General features: G+C 63.1%; 19 protein-coding genes. 15 read left to right on the plus strand and 4 right to left on the minus strand.

What is annotated here, in order from left to right; translation table 11 throughout:
- Positions 1–154 precede the first annotated feature (154 nt).
- A complete protein-coding gene (locus SINAR_RS0124895; RefSeq protein ID WP_028001601.1) occupies positions 155–1,744 on the minus strand; it encodes a DHA2 family efflux MFS transporter permease subunit in 1,590 nt (529 codons plus the stop codon).
- A gap of 28 nt (positions 1,745–1,772) precedes the next feature.
- Positions 1,773–2,978 (minus strand): HlyD family secretion protein, encoded by a 1,206-nt coding sequence (locus SINAR_RS0124900; protein ID WP_028001602.1) that lies wholly within the window; start codon positions 2,976–2,978, stop codon positions 1,773–1,775.
- Between the two features lie 255 nt (positions 2,979–3,233).
- On the opposite strand from SINAR_RS0124900, the gene SINAR_RS0124905 reads away from it, so the two are divergent.
- From SINAR_RS0124905 to lysS, 5 genes are all read left to right on the plus strand, one after another.
- Positions 3,234–3,929, plus strand: coding sequence for a TetR/AcrR family transcriptional regulator (locus SINAR_RS0124905; protein ID WP_028001603.1), 696 nt, complete (start codon positions 3,234–3,236; stop codon positions 3,927–3,929).
- A 118-nt stretch (positions 3,930–4,047) separates the two neighbouring features.
- Positions 4,048–4,887, plus strand: coding sequence for an AraC family transcriptional regulator (locus SINAR_RS0124910; protein ID WP_028001604.1), 840 nt, complete (start codon positions 4,048–4,050; stop codon positions 4,885–4,887).
- Positions 4,888–5,054: 167 nt separating this feature from the next.
- Positions 5,055–5,807 carry a TerC family protein gene (locus SINAR_RS0124915; protein ID WP_028001605.1) on the plus strand — a complete coding sequence of 251 codons (753 nt, stop codon included), beginning with the start codon at positions 5,055–5,057 and terminating at the stop codon, positions 5,805–5,807.
- A gap of 502 nt (positions 5,808–6,309) precedes the next feature.
- Positions 6,310–7,767 (plus strand): glutamate--tRNA ligase, encoded by a 1,458-nt coding sequence (gltX, locus tag SINAR_RS0124920; protein ID WP_028001606.1) that lies wholly within the window; start codon positions 6,310–6,312, stop codon positions 7,765–7,767.
- A gap of 10 nt (positions 7,768–7,777) precedes the next feature.
- Positions 7,778–9,274 (plus strand): lysine--tRNA ligase, encoded by a 1,497-nt coding sequence (lysS, locus tag SINAR_RS0124925; protein ID WP_028001607.1) that lies wholly within the window; start codon positions 7,778–7,780, stop codon positions 9,272–9,274.
- Between the two features lie 55 nt (positions 9,275–9,329).
- On the opposite strand, the gene SINAR_RS0124930 is transcribed toward lysS, so the two are convergent.
- Positions 9,330–9,950, minus strand: a complete 621-nt coding sequence (locus SINAR_RS0124930) for a hypothetical protein (RefSeq protein ID WP_028001608.1) — start codon at positions 9,948–9,950, stop codon at positions 9,330–9,332.
- 249 nt (positions 9,951–10,199) lie between these two features.
- On the opposite strand from SINAR_RS0124930, the gene SINAR_RS0124935 reads away from it, so the two are divergent.
- The 10 genes from SINAR_RS0124935 to mnhG all read left to right on the plus strand — a co-directional run bounded on the left by SINAR_RS0124935 (position 10,200) and on the right by mnhG (position 22,882).
- Entirely contained in the window at positions 10,200–11,153 is a 954-nt protein-coding gene (locus SINAR_RS0124935) for a nucleoside hydrolase (RefSeq protein WP_028001609.1), read from the plus strand.
- An 83-nt stretch (positions 11,154–11,236) separates the two neighbouring features.
- Positions 11,237–12,247, plus strand: a complete 1,011-nt coding sequence (locus SINAR_RS0124940; RefSeq protein WP_028001610.1) for a ligase-associated DNA damage response exonuclease — start codon at positions 11,237–11,239, stop codon at positions 12,245–12,247.
- 2 nt (positions 12,248–12,249) lie between these two features.
- Positions 12,250–13,863, plus strand: coding sequence for a cisplatin damage response ATP-dependent DNA ligase (locus SINAR_RS0124945; RefSeq protein ID WP_028001611.1), 1,614 nt, complete (start codon positions 12,250–12,252; stop codon positions 13,861–13,863).
- Between the two features lie 152 nt (positions 13,864–14,015).
- Positions 14,016–16,652, plus strand: a complete 2,637-nt coding sequence (locus SINAR_RS0124950) for a bifunctional diguanylate cyclase/phosphodiesterase (protein WP_033057899.1) — start codon at positions 14,016–14,018, stop codon at positions 16,650–16,652.
- A gap of 233 nt (positions 16,653–16,885) precedes the next feature.
- Positions 16,886–19,795: a monovalent cation/H+ antiporter subunit A gene (locus SINAR_RS0124955; RefSeq protein ID WP_033057903.1), complete on the plus strand. Its 2,910-nt coding sequence runs from the start codon at positions 16,886–16,888 to the stop codon at positions 19,793–19,795.
- Positions 19,795–20,142, plus strand: coding sequence for a Na+/H+ antiporter subunit C (locus SINAR_RS0124960; protein WP_028002330.1), 348 nt, complete (start codon positions 19,795–19,797; stop codon positions 20,140–20,142). The genes SINAR_RS0124955 and SINAR_RS0124960 overlap by 1 nt, the downstream gene beginning before the upstream one ends.
- Positions 20,111–21,754, plus strand: a complete 1,644-nt coding sequence (locus SINAR_RS0124965; RefSeq protein ID WP_028001614.1) for a monovalent cation/H+ antiporter subunit D — start codon at positions 20,111–20,113, stop codon at positions 21,752–21,754. Before SINAR_RS0124960 ends, SINAR_RS0124965 begins: the two co-directional genes overlap by 32 nt.
- 2 nt (positions 21,755–21,756) lie before the next feature.
- Positions 21,757–22,242 carry a Na+/H+ antiporter subunit E gene (locus tag SINAR_RS0124970; RefSeq protein ID WP_028001615.1) on the plus strand — a complete coding sequence of 162 codons (486 nt, stop codon included), beginning with the start codon at positions 21,757–21,759 and terminating at the stop codon, positions 22,240–22,242.
- Positions 22,239–22,520 (plus strand): K+/H+ antiporter subunit F, encoded by a 282-nt coding sequence (locus SINAR_RS0124975; protein ID WP_028001616.1) that lies wholly within the window; start codon positions 22,239–22,241, stop codon positions 22,518–22,520. The genes SINAR_RS0124970 and SINAR_RS0124975 overlap by 4 nt, the downstream gene beginning before the upstream one ends.
- Positions 22,517–22,882, plus strand: a complete 366-nt coding sequence (mnhG, locus tag SINAR_RS0124980; RefSeq protein WP_028001617.1) for a monovalent cation/H(+) antiporter subunit G — start codon at positions 22,517–22,519, stop codon at positions 22,880–22,882. The genes SINAR_RS0124975 and mnhG overlap by 4 nt, the downstream gene beginning before the upstream one ends.
- 1 nt (position 22,883) lies before the next feature.
- Here the strand turns inward: mnhG and SINAR_RS0124985 are convergent, their stop codons facing one another.
- The gene (locus SINAR_RS0124985; protein WP_028001618.1) at positions 22,884–23,696 is read right to left on the minus strand and encodes an NAD(P)H-dependent oxidoreductase; all 813 of its coding nucleotides are present in this window, start codon (positions 23,694–23,696) and stop codon (positions 22,884–22,886) included.
- Between the last annotated feature and the right edge of the window lie 44 nt (positions 23,697–23,740).

Genomic DNA, 23,740 nt, shown 5'->3' on the forward strand with positions numbered 1-23,740 from the left:
GCCGCCCGCGCGGTCCTCCACGCGCCCTCCGACCGATCCGACGGACGCGAATTCTGCAGCGATCTTGAAAGCGCGTAAAGCGCCAATGGCGCGGTTTTTGCCGCTCTTGTCGCGGCAACGGCAAGAGCGGCAACAAGCCCGCGGCATCAAATCTCTAGTGTCCGCCGCCTTCGGGACCGGCGCCCTGCGGTTTGGAGATCATCAGGACGCCGGCGATCATCGACAGGAACAGGACCGTCAGCAACAGGAAGACATCGATGAAGGACATGATCACCGCCTGCTGCTGGGCCATCGCCGCCAGCTGCTTGACGGCCGCCGTCGTTCCGTCGAGGCCGTGCGCAGTGAAGGTCGAGGCGATGTTGCGCATCCGCTCGACGGCCTCCGGATTGCCCCACTCCACGTGCTCGGCAAGCCGGGCGTAGTGGAAATCCTGGCGCTGCGTGAGAATCGTGTTGATGACCGCAAGCCCGACTGCCCCGCCGAGGTTACGCGTCAGGTTATAGAGCCCCGACGCGTTGCGGATGCGCGCCGGCGGCAGGGTGCCGAGCGCGATATTGTTGATCGGCACCATGCACAGCATCAGCGAGCAGCCGCGCAGGATCTGCGGGACGAGCAGCTCCCAGAAATCCCAGTCGGCGGTCATCTGGCTCATCAGCCAGGTACCCGCGGCAAAGCCGGCAAAGCCGATCGTCATCATCGCCCGCGGATCCAATCGCCCGGCGAGGAAGCCCGCCACCGGCGCCGTGAGGAACATGGCCAGGCCGGAGACGAACATGGTCTCGCCGATCATCAGGGAATCGTAGCCGCGGATGCGCCCGAGATAGAGCGGATAGAGATAGGTGAGCCCGTAAAGGCCGATCCCCATCACGAATGAGAAGAGCGAGCCGAAGGTGAAGTTGCGGTTGGCGAAGGCCTTGAGATCGACGACCGGAAACTCGACCTTGAACGCCCGGTAGAAGAAAATGACGGCGGCGACCGTGGTTGCGACGGCGCCCATGACGATGTGGTCGTCGTTGAACCAGTCATTGGCATTGCCTTCCTCCAGCACGTATTCGAGCGAGCCGAGAAAGATTGCCATGGCGAGAAGCCCCCACCAGTCGAACTTCTTGATCAATCCAAGTTCCGGCTTGTCGAAGTCAATGAATATCCAGGTGACCGTCGCGACGATGATGCCGGGAATGACGTTGACGAGGAACAGCCAGTGCCAGGAAAAGGCATGGCTTAGATAGCCCCCGACCGTCGGGCCGATGGTCGGCGCCAGTGTCGCGATGAGTCCGATGATCGGCGATACGACGTTGCGCTTCGATGGCGGGAAGATGGTGAAGGCTGCGGCAAAGACCGACGGAATCATGCCGCCGCCGATAAAGCCCTGGATCGCCCGGTAAACGATCATCTGTTCGATATTGGTGGCCGTGGCGGCAAGAGCGCTCGCCGCCGTGAAGCCAGCGGCCGCTACCGAGAAGAGCACCCGCGTCGAGACGATGCGGGCAAGCGTGCCCGAGAGCGGAATCATGATGACTTCCGCGATCAGGTAGGACGTCTGGACCCAGCCGATCTCGTCGGATCCGGCCGACAGGCCCGCCTGGATCTCGGCGAGCGAGGCGGAGACGATCTGGATGTCGAGGATCGCCATGAACATGCCGACGACCATCGCGAAAAACGCGATAAGCCGCCGCGGGTCCATGTGCTCCTCGGCCTTGGGCAGGCTCGGCGCAGCCGCGCCCGCTGTTGCTGTTGCGGCCATTTCCGCCACTCCTCAGGCTGCGGGCCGTTTACTGTGCCGCAGCGACCTTCGACTGTTCCGGTGCTGTGCGGGTGTCGACGTCGACGACGACGCTCAGCCCCGCGCGAAGGTGCCCTTCCGCCAGCACGTCGGCCGGGAGCGTGATGCGCACCGGAACGCGCTGGATGACCTTGGTGAAGTTGCCGGTCGCGTTTTCGGCCGGCAGCAGCGAGAAGACCGAGCCGGAGGCCGGCGCGATCGATGCGACGGTGCCTTCGATCGGGTGATCCTCATAGGCGTCGACATGGATCTCAACCTTGGAGCCCGGCACCAGATGCGCGATCTGCGTCTCCTTGAAGTTGGCATCGATATAGAGCTGGTCGGTCGGCACGAGCGCGGCGAGCCGCTGGCCGGCCGAAACGAGATCGCCGACCTGGACCGCGACATTGCCGATGACGCCGTCGTAGGGCGCCTTGAGCACGGTAAAGCCGAGATCCCGATTCGCCTTGTCGCGGGCAAGTTCCAGCGATCGGATCGTGCTTTCCGCTTCCAGCCGTTGGGCTTCGAGCACGGTGATATTGGCCTTGGCCGCGGCGATGTTGGCCTCGGCGCCGGCGAGATTCGCACGCGCCTGATCGAGCGCCACCTGGGCGCTGTCGCGGGAAGCATCCGTCCCGAAGGACTTCGATTGGAGCTCGCTGGCGCGCTTCTGTGCCAGTTCCGCGCCGCGGACGGTTGCCTCAAGCGCCTTCTTCTGCGCTTCGGATTGGGCGAGGCTCGCCCTGGCGCCGCCGATCTGCGCGTCGAAACGGTCGAGCGCCAGCCTCTGGGTGGCGATCTGCGCCTGGGCCTGCTCGGCAGCAATGCGGTAATCTCCGTCGTCGAGCGTAACGAGCGGATCGCCCGCCCTGACACGCTGATTGGCGACAACGTCGACCTTGGCAACGTAACCGGACACCTTCGGCGAGATCGTGGCGATGTCCCCTTCTATGTAAGCGTCGTCGGTCGAGACCAGGAAACGCCCATTGGTCCACCAGTCGTAGCCGTACCAGCCGGCGGCCCCGAAGAGCACCAGACCCAGTACCGGAAGGATTTTACGGCGTTTCGTCGGGGGTGCAGCGATCTGCGGGCCCGCCTTTTCGGCGGTGGCCTCGGTTGCGGGGCTCCTGGCCTCGGCCTTCTGGTTATCCGCGACTTCGAAATCGTCGCCGACGGGACGGACACGGGCAGCGCTGGATGAGCTGGAAGCGGACATGGACCACCAATTCAGGTTGGAATTGAACTGAACCGTTCGGTTCGATGAAGGTTGACATAATGCCTTTCGCACCGCATATCAAGGGGCAATCGAACCGGACGGTTCGATTAGTGAGACAGGGTGAAGAAAAGTTGTGCGCATGCGCTCAGCGCCCGCTATTCTTACTGGAATCGCCTGCGTCATTCATCTCGGCTTCGAACCCGTCCGAGGTTCTATGACGCAACGAGTTCTAAGGAGTGGATACGTCCGACAGCCATGACCTCAGTGACACGCGCAGCGCAGGAAAATTCCCTGCACGATCAGCAGGAACACCCGCCGGGCGGCGGGCGCCACGCCGCCGGCGCGGATCCGGTCAAACGCGAGCAGATTCTCGACGGCGCCAAACGCGTTTTCATGCGAAGCAGTTTCGACGCCGCCAGCATGAACGACATCACCCGCGAGGCCGGCGTTTCGAAAGGCACTCTTTACGTCTATTTCGAAAACAAGGAAGACCTGTTCACCGCGCTCATCGCGCGCGAGCGCAATATTATCGTCAACAGCGTCAAGCAATCGTTGAACGGCAATGAGCCCATCGAGGAGGCGCTTCACGATTTCGGCGTGAAGCTCGTGACGAGCATCACTTCGGATTACACGATCCGCGCGATGCGGACCGTACTCGGCGTGATCGACCGGATGCCCCGGCTGGCGCAGCGCTTCTTCACTGCAACGCCCGAGAACGGCTATACGGTGCTCAAGGCCTATCTCGACCAGCAGGTCTCGGCGGGCACGCTCTCGATCGAAGACACGGAAATAGCCGCAAAACAGTTCATCGATCTGGCCATGGCCGGAATGTTCAAGGGCCGCCTCTTCGGCATGTGCGATGCGGTCTCTGCCGAAAGCATCGAAAAGAACGTCAGATCCGCCATCCGCGTTTTCCTGGCCGCCTACGGAAAGAAGACGGGCGCGGAGTAAACGCGACGGCGCCTTGCCGCCGAGATACGCCGCGCCATCTTCCTGCAATCCAGCAATTGCGATCAAACGCGCTCGCCTGAAAGGCCGTAGACCTTGCGTGACCACAAAGGGAGTGTCGATGAGTGCCATCGGAAGGGCGATCTGGTTCATCGAAAGCCATTTCGCCGAGGACATATCACTGGACGATATCGCCGCGGCCGCCGGCCTCTCGCGCTATCATCTTTCGCGCGTGTTCGGGCTTTCGACCGGACGGTCTATCAGCGCCTATATCCGCGGCCGGCGCCTCAGCGGGGCCGCGCTTGCCCTCGCCAACGGCACATCCAGCATCCTCCAAGTGGCCCTCGAGGCGGGCTACGGCTCGCATGAGGCTTTCACCCGTGCCTTCCGCGAGCAGTTCGGGGTGACACCCGAATCGATCCGCAAGCAGAGGCACGTCCGCAATGTCGAGCTCTTGGAGCCTATCAGAATGGACGACGCACGCACTTTGAAGATCGAACCGCCGCGCTTCGAGGAAAGCCCGGGGCTTCTTCTCGCCGGTCTCGCAGAGACCTATGACTATAACCGCACCGAAGGCATTCCTTCGCTCTGGCAGCGCTTCAACGCCTATTTCGGCAACATTCCCGGTCAGCACGGCAATATCGCCTATGGCGTCTGCACCCACTCGGACGGCGAGGCGGGCCGCTTCCGCTACATGGCTGCGGCGGAGATCAGGGAAACCGAGCCGCTGCCCGCCGGGTTTTCTACACTCAAGCTGCCCCGGCAGCGCTACGCAATCTTCGTCCATCGCGGGCATATTTCCGGCATCGCCACCACGGCCCACCACATCTTCACGACCTGGTTTCCGGAATCCGGCTGCCGGCACGGCGAATTGCCCGACCTGATGGAACGCTACGACGAGCGCTTCGATCCGCATTCCGGCATGGGTGCGGTCGAGATCTGGGTGCCCCTGAAGGCCTGACTTCCGGTGCACGAACACGTGCAGCGGCTTTCCATCGGGATTTCCACCTTTTCGATCACCTGGAGCCGACAACGTCGCCGCGAAAAACGCGGCGGCGCTTGCGACTTTCGCAAGTATCCCTAAATACTGCGGCGATCTTGTCGTGTCCGGAGAAGGAAAAAGCGCCGATGCAGGAAATCCTCACGCTTGCTCAAAGCCCAGAGGCGTGGATCGCCCTTATCACGCTCATCGTGATGGAGGTGGTCCTCGGCATCGACAACCTCATTTTCATCTCGATCCTCACCAACAAGCTGCCGCCGGAAAACCGGGTCAGCGCCCGGCGCATCGGCATCGGCCTCGCTCTCGTCATGCGGCTCGCACTGCTCGGCACCATCGCCTGGATCGTCCAGTTGACGCAGCCGGTCTTCGAAGCTTTCGGCCACGGCTTTTCCTGGAAGGACATGATCCTGATCGCCGGGGGGCTCTTCCTCGTCTGGAAGGCAACCAAGGAAATCCATCACAATGTCGACCCGAGCGATCATGAGGAGGACTTCATCGCCACCTCCGCGATCAACAGCTTTAGTGCCGCAATCGGACAAATCCTGCTTCTCGATCTCGTCTTCTCGGTCGACAGCATCATCACCGCCGTCGGCATGACTCCGCACCTGCCGATCATGGTTGTCGCCGTCGTCGTCGCCGTGACCGTCATGCTGGTTGCGGCGAACCCGCTTGCGAATTTCATCGAGAGAAATCCGACGATCGTCATGCTGGCGCTCGCTTTCCTCCTGATGATCGGGACGACACTGATCGCCGAAGGCATGGGTTTCCACGTGCCGAAGGGCTACGTCTATGCGGCCATGGCCTTTTCCGCACTTGTCGAAATTCTCAACATGGTCGCCCGCAATGCGCGCCTGAAGCGCCAGACCGCAAGGTCCGAGTAGAAAGCACACACAGGAAGGGCCGCATTGCCGATGCGGGCCTCTGCGTGATTGCTTCGTTGCGTGCGACCTTGAAGCCGTCAAGCCTCAAGGTCGCACGCAACGGGCTGCGGGAGGGGGCGAGGATGCGGGCTGGACGGTTGGAGCTGGCTGCCTTTTTCCATCGGCCACGAATGAAACCGGAAAAACTTCGTGTTCTCCATCCCGTCGCGTCCGGTTGCCACAGTCCGCGTCCTCGCCGCCATAACGCTCGGACACCGAGGATGTTCCCGAATGGGCACCTGTCCATGTGCCGGGCATCGTCGAGACGACCGGCAACAATGCCGCCCGCGGCTTTCCGTTGACATGCCGGGCTTTCTATGGTCTCACGCCTGCCGACTGGAATTGCCTGGCTAAACCGCTGGTGCGGCACCCTTGCGGGCCTTTCCTTCCCATAAAATGCGCGCCCGCGAGCTGGAAACCACTCCGGCAAGGGCCCGAAAGCACGTCAAGACGGGCAACGACAATGGCAGATTCTGCAGTCCGGGTGCGTATCGCACCTTCCCCCACCGGCGAGCCGCATGTCGGCACCGCCTATATCGCGCTCTTCAACTATCTCTTCGCCAAGAAACACGGCGGCGAATTCATCCTGCGCATCGAAGACACGGATGCGACGCGCTCGACCCCGGAATTCGAGAAAAAGGTGCTCGACGCGCTGAAGTGGTGCGGGCTGAAATGGTCCGAGGGCCCGGATATCGGCGGTCCCTACGGCCCCTATCGCCAGAGCGACCGCAAGGACATCTACAAGCCTTACGTCGAAAAGATCGTTGCGAACGGCCACGGCTTTCGCTGTTTCTGCACGCCCGAGCGGCTGGAGCAGATGCGCGAGGCGCAGCGCGCCGCCGGCAAGCCGCCGAAATATGACGGCCTTTGCCTCAGCCTCTCGGCCGAGGAAGTGGCGTCGCGCGTTGACGCCGGCGAACCGCATGTCGTGCGCATGAAGATTCCGGCGGAGGGTTCCTGCAAATTCCACGACGGCGTCTATGGAGACGTGGAAATTCCGTGGGAAGCCGTCGACATGCAGGTGCTGCTCAAGGCCGACGGGATGCCGACCTATCACATGGCGAACGTCGTCGACGACCATCTGATGAAGATCACCCATGTCGCACGCGGCGAGGAGTGGCTCGCTTCCGTGCCGAAGCACATTCTGATCTATCAGTATCTCGGCCTCGAACCGCCTGTCTTCATGCATCTGTCACTGATGCGCAATGCCGACAAGTCGAAACTGTCGAAGCGCAAGAACCCGACCTCCATCTCCTATTACACGGCGCTCGGCTACCTGCCGGAAGCGCTGATGAACTTCCTCGGCCTGTTCTTCATTCAGATCGCCGAAGGCGAAGAGCTGCTGACGATGGAGGAGCTGACGGAGAAATTCGATCCCGAAAACCTCTCCAAGGCCGGCGCGATCTTCGACATCCAGAAGCTCGACTGGCTGAACGCGCGCTGGATCCGCGAGAAGCTCTCGGAAGAGGAATTCGCAGCCCGCGTGCTCGCCTGGGCGATGGACAACGAGCGGCTCAAGGAAGGTCTGAAGCTCTCGCAGACCCGCATTTCGAAGCTCGGCGAACTGCCGGAGCTCGCTGCATTCCTTTTCAAGTCGGATCTCGGCCTGCAGCCTGCCGCCTTCGCCGGCGTGAAGGCCACGCCCGAGGAGATGCTCGAAATCCTGAACACCGTCCAGCCGGATCTTGAAAAGATCCTCGAATGGAACAGGGAATCGATCGAGACGGAACTGCGTGCCAGCGCCGAACGCATGGGCAAGAAGCTGAAAGCCGTGGTAGCGCCGCTCTTCGTCGCCTGCTCGGGCTCGCAGCGCTCGCTGCCGCTGTTCGATTCGATGGAACTGCTGGGCCGCTCGGTCGTGCGCCAGCGGCTGAAGATCGCCGCGCAGGTGGTCGCCTCCATGGCAGGCAGCGGAAAGTAAGGACGAGACCATGACCGACAAGACAGACACCGCCGGCCTTTCCTCCGACGTGACGGAAGTGCGTTCCCAGAAGCTCGAACTGCTTCGCGAGCAGATCGGCGACGTTTATCCGGCGCATTTCCACCGGACCATCACCAATGCCGCACTCGCCGAAAGATATGCGGGGCTCGAGCCCGACACGGAAAGCGGAGAGACGGTAACCGTTGCCGGCCGCGTCTTCTCCTCGCGCAATTCCGGCATGTTCATGGACCTCCATGACGCTTCAGGCAAGATCCAGATCTTCTCGCACAAGGATACGGCGCCGGAAGAGGCGCGCGCGCTTCTGCCGATGATCGACCTCGGCGACATCATCGGCGTCACCGGCGAGGTGCGCCGCACCAAGCGCGGCGAACTGACGGTGAACGCCAAAGAGATCACCATGCTCTGCAAGTCGCTTCTGCCGATGCCGGAGAAGTATCACGGGCTTGCTGACATCGAGACGCGCTACCGCAAGCGCTACCTCGACATCATGGTCAACGAGGAATCGAAGCTGCGTTTCCAGCAGCGAAGCCGTATCGTATCGAGCCTGCGCCGCTTCCTCGAGGACGAAGGCTTCATGGAAGTGGAAACGCCGATGCTGCAGCCGATCTACGGCGGCGCGACGGCCGAACCCTTCAAGACGCATCACAATACGCTGAAGCTCGACATGTATCTGCGCATCGCGCCCGAGCTTTACCTGAAGCGCATCCTCGTTTCGGGCCTTACTGACAAGGTCTTCGAGATCAACCGCAACTTCCGCAACGAAGGTGTCTCGACCCGGCACAATCCTGAATTCACCATGATGGAGTGCTACTGGGCCTATGCGGATTACGAGGACGTGATGGGCCTCGTGGAGCGCATGTTCGAGACCCTGGCGCTTGCGGTTCACGGCAGGACCGAATTCGAGTTCGGCGACCAGCAGCTCTCCTTCAAGGGGCCGTTCCCGCGCGTTTCGATGCCGGCTGCCGTCAAGGACGCGACCGGGATCGATTTCCTTGCGATCAAGAGCGACGAGGAAGCCCGTCAGGCGGCGCGCAACGCCGGTATCGAGGTCGAGAAGGATGCGACCTGGGGCGAGGTCCTCGCCTTCCTCTTCGAAGAAAAGGTCGAAGCGACGCTGATCCAGCCTGCCCATGTCATCCACTTCCCGAAGGACATCTCGCCCTTCGCCAAGGAGGTGCCGGGCGAGCCGCGGCTCGTCGAGCGGTTCGAGACCTATTGCAACGGCTGGGAGATCGGCAACGCCTTTTCCGAACTCAACGATCCGGTCGAGCAGCGCGCCCGCATGGTCGAGCAGATGGAACAGGCCCATGCGCGCGGCGAGAAGGAAAAGACGCTGGACGAGGACTTCCTCGATGCCATGGACCAGGGCATGCCGCCGGCCGGAGGATTGGGGATCGGTGTCGACCGCCTCATCATGCTGCTCACCAACTCGCCGTCGATCCGCGACGTCATTCTCTTCCCGGCCCGCCGCCAGAAGGCCGATTGACCCCCTGGAGCAGCCCCTCCCCAACCCATTCCTAGAGGAGGGAGGGGCTCTTCCTCTAATGACTCGCTTGCTCCTCGGCCGGCGCGACGGCGGCAACATCGTCCACTGCCGACGGATCGATGCACATCGAGCGATCGTCCATCATGGCCATGATCGCGCGAACCTCTTCCAGTTCGAGCGTCACGACCTTGCCGTGGAACATGCCGGCGGCATTGGCCGCGGCCTCGTTATAGGAGGCGCGGAACGGCTCATCCATGCCCGGCACGCTTTGCGGTATCGGCGCAAAGAGCACTTCGGCACCGATCGCGGCGCCGCGCACGGCCGCGCGGTCCTCGGGGCCGGCCGCATCGAGCACGACAACCTGGTAGAGATCGGCCATTTCCTTTTTTGCGAGCGCACCGGCGACGCGCAGGGCGGTCTTGACCCGCTCCGGCCCGCTTGCGCGGTCCGTTTTCACATGCATGCGGATCCACCGCTGTCCTTTGTGATCGAGCTTCAGGGTGCGGAGCGCCGTGCATTCGAGGCCGGAGGCGGAAGGTCCCGTAAAGCGGGTCAGAATCGTGTCCCGACCGACATAGACGGCAGCGCCGCCGGATGCGGCGGAGACCCCGAAAGCGGCGGACAGGATGATCATCAGCCGCTTCGAAGGGCGCAATTTTCCGAGAATGGCCTTCAAGGGGCGGCTCCGCTGTCGTCGTCAATTCGCAAGAATGGCCCGAGGGCGTTTCCGACGATAGATGAGCGACCTTTCGGAAAGTTTAAGCGGGGGGCCTCCCGCCAAGCGGGCCGTTTCGGCGTCGCCGTGCCACCGAGAGGCGAGCGGAACGACCGCGCAGCGATTGACTTTCGCGCGCGGCTTGTCCATTGCGCGATGGGAGACATCGCTGTAGGCGGGAGTCCGGCCAGAACCAGGGGAAAAGGCTGTATGCATAAGGTTATTTTCGACACGGATCCGGGCGTCGACGACGCAATGGCCCTCCTCTTTCTGCACCGTCACCCTGCGATCGACCTCGCCGGCATCACCACGGTCTTCGGCAATGCCTCGATCGAAACGACGACACGCAATGCGCTGTTTCTCAAGCAGGCGTGGAACATCGCCGCGCCGGTCGCCAAGGGCATCGGCGAAACGCTCGACTCGGGCCGGCCGCATGTCGGATGGCCAACGGGTATTCACGGGGACGACGGGCTCGGCAATATCGACGTGCCGGCGCAGATCGACCTGGCGCCCGATCCTCGACCTGCCCACCGCTTCATCATCGACACGGTGCGCGCCAACCCCGGTCAGGTGACGCTCGTCGCCGTCGGGCGGATGACGAATCTGGCGCGCGCACTGCGCGACGATCCGGAGATCGCCACGCTCGTCAAGGCGGTCGTGATCATGGGCGGCGCTTTCGATGTTCCGGGCAACATTACCCCGGCCGCAGAAGCCAACATCCATGGCGATCCGGAAGCGGCCGATGTGGTGATGACGGCGCAGTGGCCCGTGACCGTCATCGGACTCGACGTGACGACGAAGACCGTGATGACCCGAGCCATGCTCTCCCATATCGCCGAACGCGGCGGCGCTCCGGCGAGGCTCCTTTCCGACATCTCGCAGTTCTATATCGATTTCTACGAGCACCATGTGGATGACGGCATGATCGTCCACGACAGCTGCGCCTGCGCCTATGTCGTCGCCCCCGAACTCTTTCAGACCCGCGGCGGTGCGATCCGCGTCCTTTGCGGCGGCATCGCCGACGGCCAGACCGTTCAAAAGCCGGATGGGCGGCTGTTTCCGCCGAACGCCTGGGATGGCTTCCCAAGCCAGCAGGCCTGTATCGGCATCAATGCCGAAGCGGTGTTGAAACTCATCGGCGATACGCTCGCCAATGGCAGCTGAAGATTTCACGGGTCGGACCCGATCCGGCGAAATTCTCTCGCGGATAGCTGGCAGACGCTCCGCCACCGGCTATCTTTATCTCTATGAAGCCGGACGCCCTACTCTATCCCGCCCCCAAAGGTCTCTACTGCGAACGCGGGGACTTCTATATCGACCCGGTACAGCCGGTCGAAAGGGCGCTTATCACCCATGGACATTCCGACCATGCGCGCGCCGGACACGGCCATGTGCTCGCGACGCGTGAGACGCTCGACATTATGCGCCTGCGCTATGGCGACGACTTCTGCGGCGCGAGCGAAATCGCGCGCTTCGGCGAAACGGTTGCGATCGGCGGCGTGCGCGTCCGTTTCCACCCGGCCGGCCATGTGCTCGGCTCGGCACAGATATCCGTCGAGGCCGAGGGAACGCGGATCGTCGTCTCGGGCGACTACAAGCGCCGGCCCGATCCGACCTGCCCGTCCTTCGAGCCGATCGCCTGCGACGTCTTCATCACCGAAGCGACTTTCGGCCTGCCGGTCTTCCACCACCCGGACGACAAAGGCGAGATCGCCAGGCTCCTCCAGTCTCTCCGGCAGTTTCCCGAGCGTGCGCATGTGGTCGGCGCCTACGCCCTCGGCAAGGCACAACGCCTCATCGCGCTCATACGTCAGCAGGGCTACGACGAACCGATACACATCCATGGCGCACTCGCCAGGCTTTGCGAATATTACCAGAGCCAGGGCATCGATCTCGGCGACATTCGTCCGGCAACGCTCGGCCCGGAAAGCCGGCGGGACCTCGCGGGCAGCATCGTTCTCGGGCCTCCGGCGGCCTTTGCCGAGCGATGGGCGCGCCGCTTTGCCGATCCGCTCGCCATCTTCGCCTCCGGCTGGATGCTCATTCGCCAGCGCGCCAGGCAGCGCGGCGTGGAGCTGCCGCTCGTCATCTCCGACCATTGCGACTGGGCGGAGCTCACCGCAACGATTCGTGAAATCGCACCGTCCGAAGTCTGGGTAACGCATGGCCGCGAGGAGGCGCTGGTCCGCTGGTGCCAATTGCAGGGCATACCGGCACGGCCGCTTCACCTTGTCGGCTACGACGACGAGGGAGAGTGAGGATGAGAGCCTTCGCCGAATTGCTCGACCGGCTGGTGCTGACGCCGCAGCGAAACGCCAAGGTTCGGCTGCTCGTGGACTATTTCCGCAGCACGCCCGATCCGAGCCGCGGCTACGCGCTGGCCGCAATCGCCGGAACGCTCTCGCTCAACACGGTGAAGCCCGCCCTCATCCGCGATCTCTTGCTCGAGCGCATGGACGACGTGCTGTTTCACTATTCCTATGATTATGTCGGCGATCTGGCGGAAACGGTTTCTCTGGCCTGGGAGCCGCCGCCGGGCGTCGCCCCCGCGGATATCCCGCTTGGCGAGGTCGTCGAGCGGCTTCAGCTGGCCGGCCGCTCCGAGGTTCGTTCGCTCGTCCGCGACATGCTGGACCGCCTCGATACCTCCGGCCGCTTCGCCCTGCTGAAGCTCGCAACCGGAGGTCTGCGCATCGGCGTTTCGGCCAGGCTCGCAAAACAGGCCCTGGCAGAGATGGGCGGCAGGGAGGTGAGCGACATCGAAACGCTCTGGCACGGTTTGGAGCCGCCATACCTGCCTCTTTTCCTCTGGCTCACCGGTCAGGCGGAGATGCCGCTACTCAGGACGCCCGCAGTCTTCCACTCGGTGATGCTCGCGACGGCCGTCGGCGAGGGCGACCTCGAAGGGCTCGACCCGGCCGACTTCGCGGCCGAATGGAAATGGGACGGCATCCGCGTTCAGCTTGCCGATATCGGCGGGATTCGACGCCTCTATTCGCGCAGCGGCGACGAAATCTCCTCCGCCTTTCCGGAGATCATCGAGGCGGCCGGCATTGCCGGCGTGATCGACGGCGAGCTTCTGGTCGGCGGAACGATGCGCAGCAATCAAGCCACCGGCACCTTCGCCGATCTGCAGCAGCGGCTGAACCGAAAGACCGTCAGCCGCAAGCTGATGGACGAGTATCCGGCCTTCATCCGTGCCTACGACATCCTCTTTTCAGGCGAGCGCGATATCAGGCCCGAGCCCTTTCGTGTCCGCCGCGAAGCCTTGTCGGCGCTGATCGAAGCGGCCTCGCCGCAGCACTTCGATCTCTCGCCGCTCGTGCCATTCTCAAGCTGGGGAGAGCTCGACGAGCTGCGTTCCAACCCGCCCGATCCGGTGATCGAAGGCGTCATGCTCAAAAGGCTCGATTCGTCCTATGTGGCCGGACGGGCAAAAGGGCCGTGGTTCAAATGGAAGCGCGCGCCCTACAATATCGACGCCGTGCTGATGTATGCGCAGCGCGGCCATGGCAAGCGGTCCAGCTATTATTCCGACTTCACCTTCGGCGTCTGGGCGGAGAGCGAAGGCGCGACGAACCTCGTTCCGGTCGGCAAGGCCTATTTCGGCTTCACCGATGCCGAACTCGAGGTTCTCGACCGTTTCGTGCGCGACAATACCGTCGAACGTTTCGGTCCTGTTCGAGCGGTGCGCGCCGAACCCGATAGCGGCTTCGTCGTCGAGGTTGCTTTCGAAGGCCTCAATCGCTCTACGCGTCACAAGTCCGGGGTAGCCATGCGCTTCCCACGGATAGCTCGCCTCAGACCCGACAAGCTGCCTCGCGAGGCCGACAGGCTCGAAACATTACAGGCGATGATCGGAGCGCGAAGCTGAGGCGCTTGCGCACCACGCAACACCGAAAGCTATTTCAGAAAACACGAATGAAGGTTTGTTAAGGAGAGTCTGGAATTATCCGGGCCTGCCGCATGCCGTCCCCAAAGGGGGCTCATCGTCCCGGAACTGCTCTTTTGAAGCCGCATCATGCCATGTCCCAACTGTCGCGCTTTCTCACTCCCAGCTACCTTCCGGCCGTCATCGCGGCCCTTGTTGTGGTCGTTGCCGGGATCCTTGCCGACAATCAGAACCGGATCGTTTCGGAAGCACGCCTGCGCTCCGAGGTCGCCGACAGGCTGAACCCGATACGCTCGAACCTCGAGAGCAGCGTCAACGGCAACATCCAGCTCGTCCGGGGCCTGATCGCCGCGATCGAAACCGAACCCGACATGCAGCAGCAGCGCTTCGGGGAACTCGCACGCAGCGTCTTCAGCGAGAGATCGCAACTCCGCAACATCGCCGCCGCGCCCGAACTGGTGGTCGCGATGGTCTACCCGCTGACGGGCAATGAGAAGGCGATAGGGCTCGATTACCGCAGGAACGACAAGCAACGCAGTTCCGTCATGCGGGCGGTGGCATCCGGAGAAATGGTGCTCGCAGGCCCCGTCGACCTCGTGCAAGGCGGTCGCGGGCTGATCGGCCGCTTTCCCGTGACGACGAGCCAGGAAGGCGGCAGCCGTTTCTGGGGCATTGTTTCAGCGGTGATCGATGTCGACCGGCTCTATCGCGACAGCGGCCTTTCATCGCCGGCGCTCGACATCGACATCGCCATTGCCGGCCGCGACGGCACAGGGCGCGATGGCGCGCATTTCTTCGGCGACCCGGCAATCTTCGGCGACGCCCCCGTCGAAATGAGCGTGTCCTTGCCCGGCGGCTCCTGGCACATGGCGGCGATCCCGAAGGGCGGATGGCCGTCGACACCGCAGAATGCCTGGCAGGTCCGCCTGCTCATCGCATTCGGCGGCCTGATGATCGTCGTTCCGATGATCGTGGCCGGTCGCCTCATGGCCGAGCGCCAGGCGAACTTCCGCGCCCTGAGGCAGAGCAAGGACCAGCTCCAGGAGCTTTCGCATCGCCTGAGGATCGCACTCGACACTTCGAAGATCGGCATCTGGGAGCTCGACGCCGACAGCGGCACGCTCCTGTGGGACGGCCGCATGAAGGAGCTCTACGGCATCGGATCATCGATGCGCGAGGTCTACGAGGACTGGAAGAACACGCTGCATCCGGACGATCTCGCCCGTGCCGAGGCGGAATTCGCCGAAGCACTCTCTACTGGCGGCGCATACAATACGGAGTTCCGCATTTGTCTTCCGGACGGAGAAGTCCGCCACGTCCGTGCGATCGGCTCGACCTATGTCGGCACGAACGGCAACAGGAAGATCGTCGGCGTCAACTGGGACGTCACCGCCGACGTGGAAACACGCGCGACGCTATCGGAGGCCAAGCGCCTCGCCGAGGCCCACAGTGCCGAGCTGGAGGCCGCGCGCCATCGCATGGAATTCAACGCACTGCACGATCCATTGACCGGGCTGCCGAATCGCCGCTTCCTGGACCAGATTCTCTTCGATCGCAGCCGACGGTCGGACGCAGAGGCCAAGATCAGCATCTTCCATATCGATCTCGACCGTTTCAAACAGATCAACGATACGATGGGCCATGCTGCCGGGGACGAGATCCTGAAGCATGCGGCACGCCTCCTGCGGGACAATGTGCGCCAGGACGACTTCGTCGCCCGGATCGGCGGCGACGAGTTCGTGATCATTCGCGCAAGCGGCGGCTCCGACGAGGACGAGGCGCTGGCGTCCCGCGTGATCGAGGCGATGAGCGTTCCGGTCCGCTACGGAGACCAGGAATGCCGCATCGGCGTCAGTATCGGCATTGCCGCTCAAACCGATGCGACGGATGACCTCTCCCAGGTTCTGGTCAATGCCGATATCGCCCTCTACGAAGCCAAGCGCCGCGGCCGCAACCGGCAGGAGACCTTCACCGGCGCTCTGAAGACCGCCGTGCTCCAGACGAAACAGACGGCCGACGAAATCCTGCGCGGCCTGGAGCAGAACGAGTTCGTCGCATATTTTCAGCCTCAGTTCTGTCCAGGCTCGCTCGACGTCATCGGTGTCGAGGCGCTCGCACGATGGGACCATCCCACCAAGGGCCTCCTCGGACCGCACGCCTTTCTCAAGACGGCGGAAGACATCAATGTCGTCGCGGCGATCGACCAGAAGATCCTCGAACAGGCGCTTTTTCAGATCTACCGCTGGGAGGCGAACGGCATCTATGTTCCGAAGGTGTCGGTCAACCTTTCCTATCCGCGCCTCAGAGACGAGGGGCTGATCGCCCGGCTGGAGAAGCTCTCCATACCCCAAGGACGGCTCTCCTTCGAGCTGCTCGAATCGATTTCCTTCGACGAAAACGACGTGACCGTCATGTCCAACATCCGGCGCATCAAGGAACTCGGCATCGACATCGAGATCGACGACTTCGGTACCGGCTATGCCTCGATCCTGAGCCTGCTGAAGCTGACGCCACGCCGTCTGAAGATAGATCGGCAACTGGTCCTGCCTATTCTCGCCTCCCCGGCGGAGCGCCGTCTTGTCGCGTCGATCATCGACATCGGCACATCGCTCGGGATCGAAGTGATCGCGGAAGGGGTCGAAACGCTCGAGCACGCCCGGATTCTCAAGGAAATGGAATGCCACGGCCTGCAGGGATACGCCTTCGCCCGGCCGATGAGCGCCAATGATCTTGCCACTTTCGTCTTCGAGCGGAGGTGGTGCGTCGCTTGACGCGATGCGGGCCTCGTCTCCTTCCGAGGCGCACTGCACATGCGTCGCTTTTTCTCGCTGCCGAGACTTGGCAGCTGTCCGGAAAATAGTCATAAAAACATATGCCTTCTGCCGCTTGTGCGAACGTGCGGACCTCGTCCGCGCGGCGTCCGGCGGTAGTCCTCGCGGGACCGGAGTCCCGACCCTCCAAAAACAACCCACAGGGAGACAACACGATCGAATACGCGGAGAAATTGCTTCTAGTCTTCATTCTTGTCCCCTTCGCGGGAAGCCTCATTGCAATCTTCTTTCCGTCCGATCAACGCGGTGCGATAGCCTGGTTCGCAGGAGCGATCGCACTTGTCTGCTTCCTGGTGGCCGCCTGCCTTTATCCCTACGTCGCTTCGGGCGGCGTCCTCCATTACCGGCTGGACTGGGTTCCGGAACTCGGGCTGAACGTCACCCTCAGGATGGACGGCTTCGCCTGGCTGTTTTCGGCCCTGATCACGGCGATCGGCGTACTCGTCGTTCTCTATGCCCGCTACTATATGGCCGAAGAAGACCCGGTCCCGCGCTTCTTCGCGCTCTTCCTTGCCTTCATGGGCTCGATGCTGGGCCTCGTCCTTTCGGGAAATCTCATTCTGCTCGCCGTCTTCTGGGAGTTGACCAGCATCGTCTCCTTCCTGCTGATCGGCTATTGGCACCATAACGCGCATGCCCGCGACGGCGCCCGCATGGCACTGACGATTACCGGTACGGGCGGCCTGGCAATGCTCGTGGGCCTGATCATCATCGGAAAGATCGTCGGCAGCTATGAACTCGACGCGGTTCTTGCCTCGGGCGACGCGATCCGTAACCATCCGCTCTATGGCACGGTGCTCGTTCTTGTCCTGCTCGGGGCGTTGACGAAGAGCGCCCAATTCCCCTTCCATTTCTGGCTGCCGCACGCGATGGCGGCGCCGACGCCGGTCTCCGCCTATTTGCATTCGGCAACGATGGTAAAGGCCGGCGTCTTCCTGCTTGTGCGGTTCTGGCCGGTGATGGCCGGCACGGAAGCGTGGTTCTGGATCGTCGGCCTTGCCGGTCTGACGACGCTCCTGCTCGGCGCCTATTTCGCGATTTTTCAGCAGGATCTGAAAGGGCTTCTCGCCTATTCGACGATCAGCCATCTCGGGCTTATCACCGTTCTCCTGAGCCTCGGCAGTCCGCTGGCGGCTGTCGCCGCCGTCTTCCACATCGTCAACCACGCGACCTTCAAGGCCTCGCTCTTCATGGCGGCCGGCATCATCGACCACGAAAGCGGCACGCGCGACATGCGCCGGCTGAGCGGACTTTTCCATTTTATGCCGATCACTGCGACGCTTGCCATGGTAGCGAGCGCAGCCATGGCCGGCGTGCCTTTGCTCAACGGCTTTCTGTCCAAGGAGATGTTTTTCGCCGAGGCGATCGAGACGCACCTCGTCAACCCGCTCGACACGGCTACGCCCTATGTCGCGACGATCGCGGGCATGTTTGCGGTGACCTATTCGCTCCGCTTCATCCACGGCGTCTTCTTCGGCCGGCCGCCGGCGGAACTCCCGAGAAAACCGCATGAGCCGCCGCGCTGGATGCGGGCGCCGGTCGACTTTCTCGTTCTCGCCTGCCTCGTCGTCGGTATAATTCCCGCCCAGACGATCGGTCCTTTCCTTCATACCGCCGTTCTCTCTATCCTGCGCAGCCGGACCCCCGATTACAGCCTTGCGGTCTGGCATGGCTGGAACATTCCGCTGATCATGAGCTTCGTTGCGCTTTCCGGCGGCATCGGCCTCTATTTTCTGATGCGCTCCTATCTGGCGATGGCCGTCGAAGGCCCGCCGGTTTTCCGTCTTCTCCAGGGGCAGCGCATTTTCGAGCGCGTGCTGGTGACGCTCTCCTGGAAGTGGGCCAGATGGCTCGAACAGCAGCTCGGCACGCGTCGCCTGCAGCCGCAGATGCGCCTCCTCGTCTTCCTGGCGCTCGCGGCGGGCGCATCGCCGCTCCTCCTGGGCGCATTCGAACTGCCCCCGCTCGTGATCCGCGGCATCGATCCCGCCTTCGCCCTGCTTTGGGCGATCGGCATCGCCTGCGCCGTCGGCTCCGCCTACCAGGCGAAGTTCCACCGTCTGGCTTCGCTGGTACTTCTCGGCGGCGCTGGGCTCGTCACCTGCATCACTTTCGTCTGGCTTTCCGCACCCGATCTGGCGGTCACGCAGCTTCTGGTGGAAATCGTCACCACCGTGCTCATCCTCCTCGGATTGCGCTGGCTGCCGAAGCGCATCGAGGAACCGGAGGTGCCGGAGGACATCTCGATCAGGGTCCGCTTGAGACGCTTGCGCGACCTGCTTCTGGCGATCGGTGCCGGCGGGGGAATGATGCTCATCGCCTACACGATGATGACGCGGCCCCTTCCCGAAACCATCGCGAGCTATTTTCTCGAGCGAGCCTATCAGGAGGGTGGAGGCACCAATGTCGTCAACGTGATCCTGGTCGATTTCCGCGGCTTCGATACGCTTGGCGAGATCGCCGTACTCTGCATCGTGGCGCTCACGGTCTTCGCGCTTCTCCTGCGCTTCCGCCCGCAGTCCGACAGCCTCGAGACGCCGGAGCAGCAAAGGGTGCAAAACGCCTTCGACGACGATCATCCCGATCGTGCAGCCGGCGACAGCGTCGCCGAATACCTCTTCATCCCGGCGGTGATCATGCGCTGGATGTTCCCGGTGACCGGAATGCTTGCGGCCTTTCTCTTCCTGCGCGGCCATGACCTGCCGGGAGGCGGCTTTGCCGCCGGCATCGCCATGTCGATCGGATTCATCCTGCAATATATGTCCGGCGGCACCCGCTGGGTCGAGGAACGGCTTCGCATCCATCCGCTTCGCTGGATGAGCATCGGCCTCCTGGTGGCCACCGCCACGGGCGCCGGATCCTGGTTCTTCGGTTATCCTTTCCTCACTTCCCACGCGGACTATGCAAGCCTGCCGGTCGTCGGCAAGTTTCCTCTCGCAAGCGCGATCCTCTTCGATCTCGGCGTCTTTTCGCTGGTGCTCGGCGCCACCGTGCTCATGCTGATCGCTCTGGCGCACCAGTCGGTCCGTGCACCGCGTGCGCATGGGAAGGCCGCGCGCTCCGAAAAGGAGGCGGCACGGTAATGGAACTCATCCTTTCGGCAGGCATCGGCACCTTGGCCGCGTCCGGCGTCTATCTTCTCCTGAGGCCACGAACATACCAGGTGATCATCGGGCTATCGCTGCTCTCCTTTGCCGTCAATCTCTTCATCTTCGGCATGGGCAGGCTCCGGGTGAACGCGCCTCCGATCCTCGAGCCCGGCGGCGCCGGCGATCTCGCCCGCTTCACCGATCCGGTTCCGCAGGCGCTGGTGCTGACGGCAATCGTCATCGGCTTTGCCATGACCGCGCTCTTCCTCGTCGTGCTGCTCGCCTCGCGCGGCTTCACCGGAACCGACCATGTGGACGGAAGGGAGCAGCGCGGTGACTGACTGGCTCGACCATCTTCTCATCCTGCCGATCCTCCTGCCGCTCGCCGTGGCAGCGGTGCTGATCCCGATCAATGAGCGCGACCGAACATTGAAGGGCGCCATCGGCTTCGCCTCGACGCTCGTCGTCTTCATCCTCTCGATGATCCTCATGCGACTTGCCGCAACGGGAGCCGAAAGCTTGCCCGGATCCGGGGTCTATCAGCTCGGCAACTGGCCCGCCCCCTTCGGGATCGTCCTCGTGCTCGACCGCCTGTCGGCCCTGATGCTATGCCTGACGAGCGGCCTTGCACTCGCCGCTCAGGCCTATTCCATGGCGCGCTGGCACACGGCCGGGCATCACTTCCATTCGCTGTTCCAGCTTCTCGTCGCGGGCCTCAACGGCGCCTTTCTCACCGGCGACCTCTTCAATCTCTTCGTCTTCTTCGAGATGATGCTGGCCGCCTCCTACGGTCTGCTCCTGCATGGCTCCGGCCCGCTGCGCGTGAAGGCGGGGCTGCATTATATCGCCGTCAACCTCGCCGCCTCGGCGCTGTTCCTGATCGGCGTCAGCCTGATTTACGGCGCCACCGGCACGCTCAACATGGCCGACCTCGCGACGAAGCTCTCAGCTCTCGAACCCCAAAGCAGAACGCTCGTCGAAATGGGCGCGGCCATCCTCGGCGTTGCCTTCCTCGTCAAGGCGGGCATGTGGCCGCTCAGCTTCTGGCTGCCGACGGCCTACGCGGCGGCGACGCCACCGGTCGCCGGCGTCTTTGCGGTTCTGACCAAGGTCGGGGTCTACGTCATCATCCGACTGCATCTGCTCGTCTTCGGCACGGCGGCGGGCGCGTCATCCGCTTTCGGTCAGGATTGGCTCGTCACCGGGGGAATGCTGACGATCGCCTTTGGCGGCATCGGCGTGCTCGCCTCGCAGGCAATGGGCCGCCTCGCGGGCTATTCCGTTCTCGTTTCCTCCGGGACGCTGCTCGCAGCGGTCGGCCTCGGCCATGACGGGATGCTCGCCGGCGCACTCTTTTATCTGGTCAGTTCGACCCTGACGATCGCGGCCTTCTTCCTGCTGATCGAGCTCGTCGAGCGCGGCCGGGACGCCGGCGCCGACGTCCTGGCAGTGACGATGGAAGCCTACGGCGACTTCGACGAGGACGAGGAGGAGCAAGAGGTCGGCGTCGCCATTCCCGGCACGATGGCCATTCTGGGCCTCTGCTTCTGCCTTTGCGCTATGCTGCTCGCCGGCCTGCCTCCTCTCTCGGGCTTCATCGCCAAATTCGCGCTCATCAGCGGCCTCTTCGACATGCCGGCCGCCGAACTCGCGACAGCAGTGTCCGCCGCCGACTGGACCTATGTCACTCTCCTCATCCTCTCCGGGCTTGCTGCCATGATCGCCATGAACCGCATCGGCATCCGGACATTCTGGGCGTCGATCGAGGGTACGATCCCGCGGGTCGTCGTGATCGAGATCACCCCGGTCGTCGTCCTGCTCGGCGCCTGTCTCTTCCTGAGCCTGCAGGCGGGACCCGCGATGCGCTACATGCAGGCGACCGCCGATGATCTGCTCGCGCCCCTCACCCACAGCGAGCGCGTGCTTTCGGCGCCACGAGCCGGGAGCCAGTAGCGATGCGCACCTGGTTTCCCTACCCGCTGCTCTCGGTCGCGCTCCTCCTCATGTGGCTGCTTTTGAGCCAGTCCGTGACGCCGGGCTCTATCCTCCTCGGCCTGGTCATCAGCACGGTTCTTGCGTGGGTGACGCTCAAGCTGCAACCCACCCGCTCGCGTCTGCACCGCTGGAGCCGTATCGCCGGTTTCACTCTACGCGTCGTCGGCGATGTCACCCGCTCGAATATTGCCGTCGCGCTGATCATCCTGCGCGCAGGCAGGCGCCCGGTTAATGCGGGCTTCATGACCGTCAGCGTCGATCTCGGCGACGAGAACGCCCTGGCGCTGCTCGCCTGCATCCTCACGGCGACGCCAGGCACCGCCTGGCTCGAATATGATCGCCGCCAGAAGATCTTGCTCTTCCACGTACTCGACATCGAAAACGAGGACTTGTGGCGGCGAACGATCCGGCGCTATGCGGCCGACTTGAAGGAGATATTCGAATGATGGAGCTTGCCGTCATCTGGTCGGTGCTGATCGCACAGACCATGCTTGCGCTCGCCATGGCCTTCGCGCTTTACCGTATGGCCAGAGGACCAAGGGCCCAGGACCGCATTCTCGGTCTCGATACGCTCTACATCAACGCGATGCTGATGCTCGTCACCTATGGCATTCGCACGGCGAACACCGTCTATTTCGAAACGGCGCTGATCATCGCGGTCATCGGCTTCGCCTCGTCCATCGCGCTGGCAAAGTTTCTCATGCGCGGCGAGGTGATCGAATGAGCCATCTGACCGACCTCCCGCCATGGGCGGCGATCCTCGTCTGCGGCTTGATGGTAGCCGGCGCCGCGACCACGCTTATCGGATCGCTCGGGCTCCTGCGCCTCCCCGATTTCTATGCGCGCCTGCACGCCCCCACCATCGCGACCAGCGGCGGCACGATCCTCCTCTGCCTTGCATCGATCCTCTGCTTCGCAGTCTTGCAGAGCCGCTGGGTGTTCCACGAGGTCCTCATCATCTTTTTCGTGACGGTGACGACGCCCGTGACCCTGATGCTGCTCGGCCAGGCAGCCCTCTACCGGGACCGCTTCGAGAACCGGCCCGACGTGCCGCGCAAGCCGAGACCCGCACCGGATGAAGAATAAGCTACTCGCCCGCCTGACGGAACGCCTCTCGCCTATCGTTCAGGTGGAGCGCAAAGCCCAGTGCAGCCGGATCGCCCAGGCCGGGGCGCAGCTGCATGCTCGGAATGAGATAATCTCCCCCATTCTGCTGCCGATAGGGGATGGGTGAGGTGGTTCCGATCGTCCGCATTCTTTCGCGTAGCCTCTCGGCCGCGGCGGCAAAGCCGGCCTCGTCGAGCCGGTCGGCACGATAGGCCACGAAGGGCGGAAGCACGTCGTAGCCGGGATAGTAGAGAATGCCGTGGTTGATCGGGAACAGGAGATCGTCGATCGGTCCGTTCACCCCGCGCGCCGAATAGTGCTCTTCCCAACCGCCGGCGGTGACGATCAGCATTGCGCGCTTGCCAGCCAGGCTCCCTTCGCCATAGCGGTCGCCCCAGCGCTTGTCGCTGTGCTCACCGACGCCGTAGGCGAAGCCGTAGGCAAACACCCGGTCGACCCAGCCCTTGAGAATGGCCGGCATGGAAAACCACCAGAGCGGAAACTGAAGGATCAGTGCGTCCGCCCACAGCAGCTTGTCGATCTCGTCTCTCACATCCTCCGTCAAAGCTTCGGCATCGAAGGCATGCTTGGACGCCGCTACCGGCACGAGCCGCGCGTCCGGCTGCAAAAGGGGGAAGTCGGCGCGATCAACCTCCGATTTCCAGCCGCCGGCATAGAGATCCGAGACCCGCACCTCGTGGCCCTGGTCTCTGAGTTCCTCGACCGCGACGTCGCGGAGCGCTCCGTTTAGCGAACGTGGTTCGGGATGAGCAAAAACGAGCAAGACTTTCATGGATCGTTCTCCTGGTGAGATTTCGAGCCTCTAGGTAGCCAAGA

The organism is Sinorhizobium arboris LMG 14919 (assembly GCF_000427465.1).
GTDB lineage: Bacteria > Pseudomonadota > Alphaproteobacteria > Rhizobiales > Rhizobiaceae > Sinorhizobium > Sinorhizobium arboris.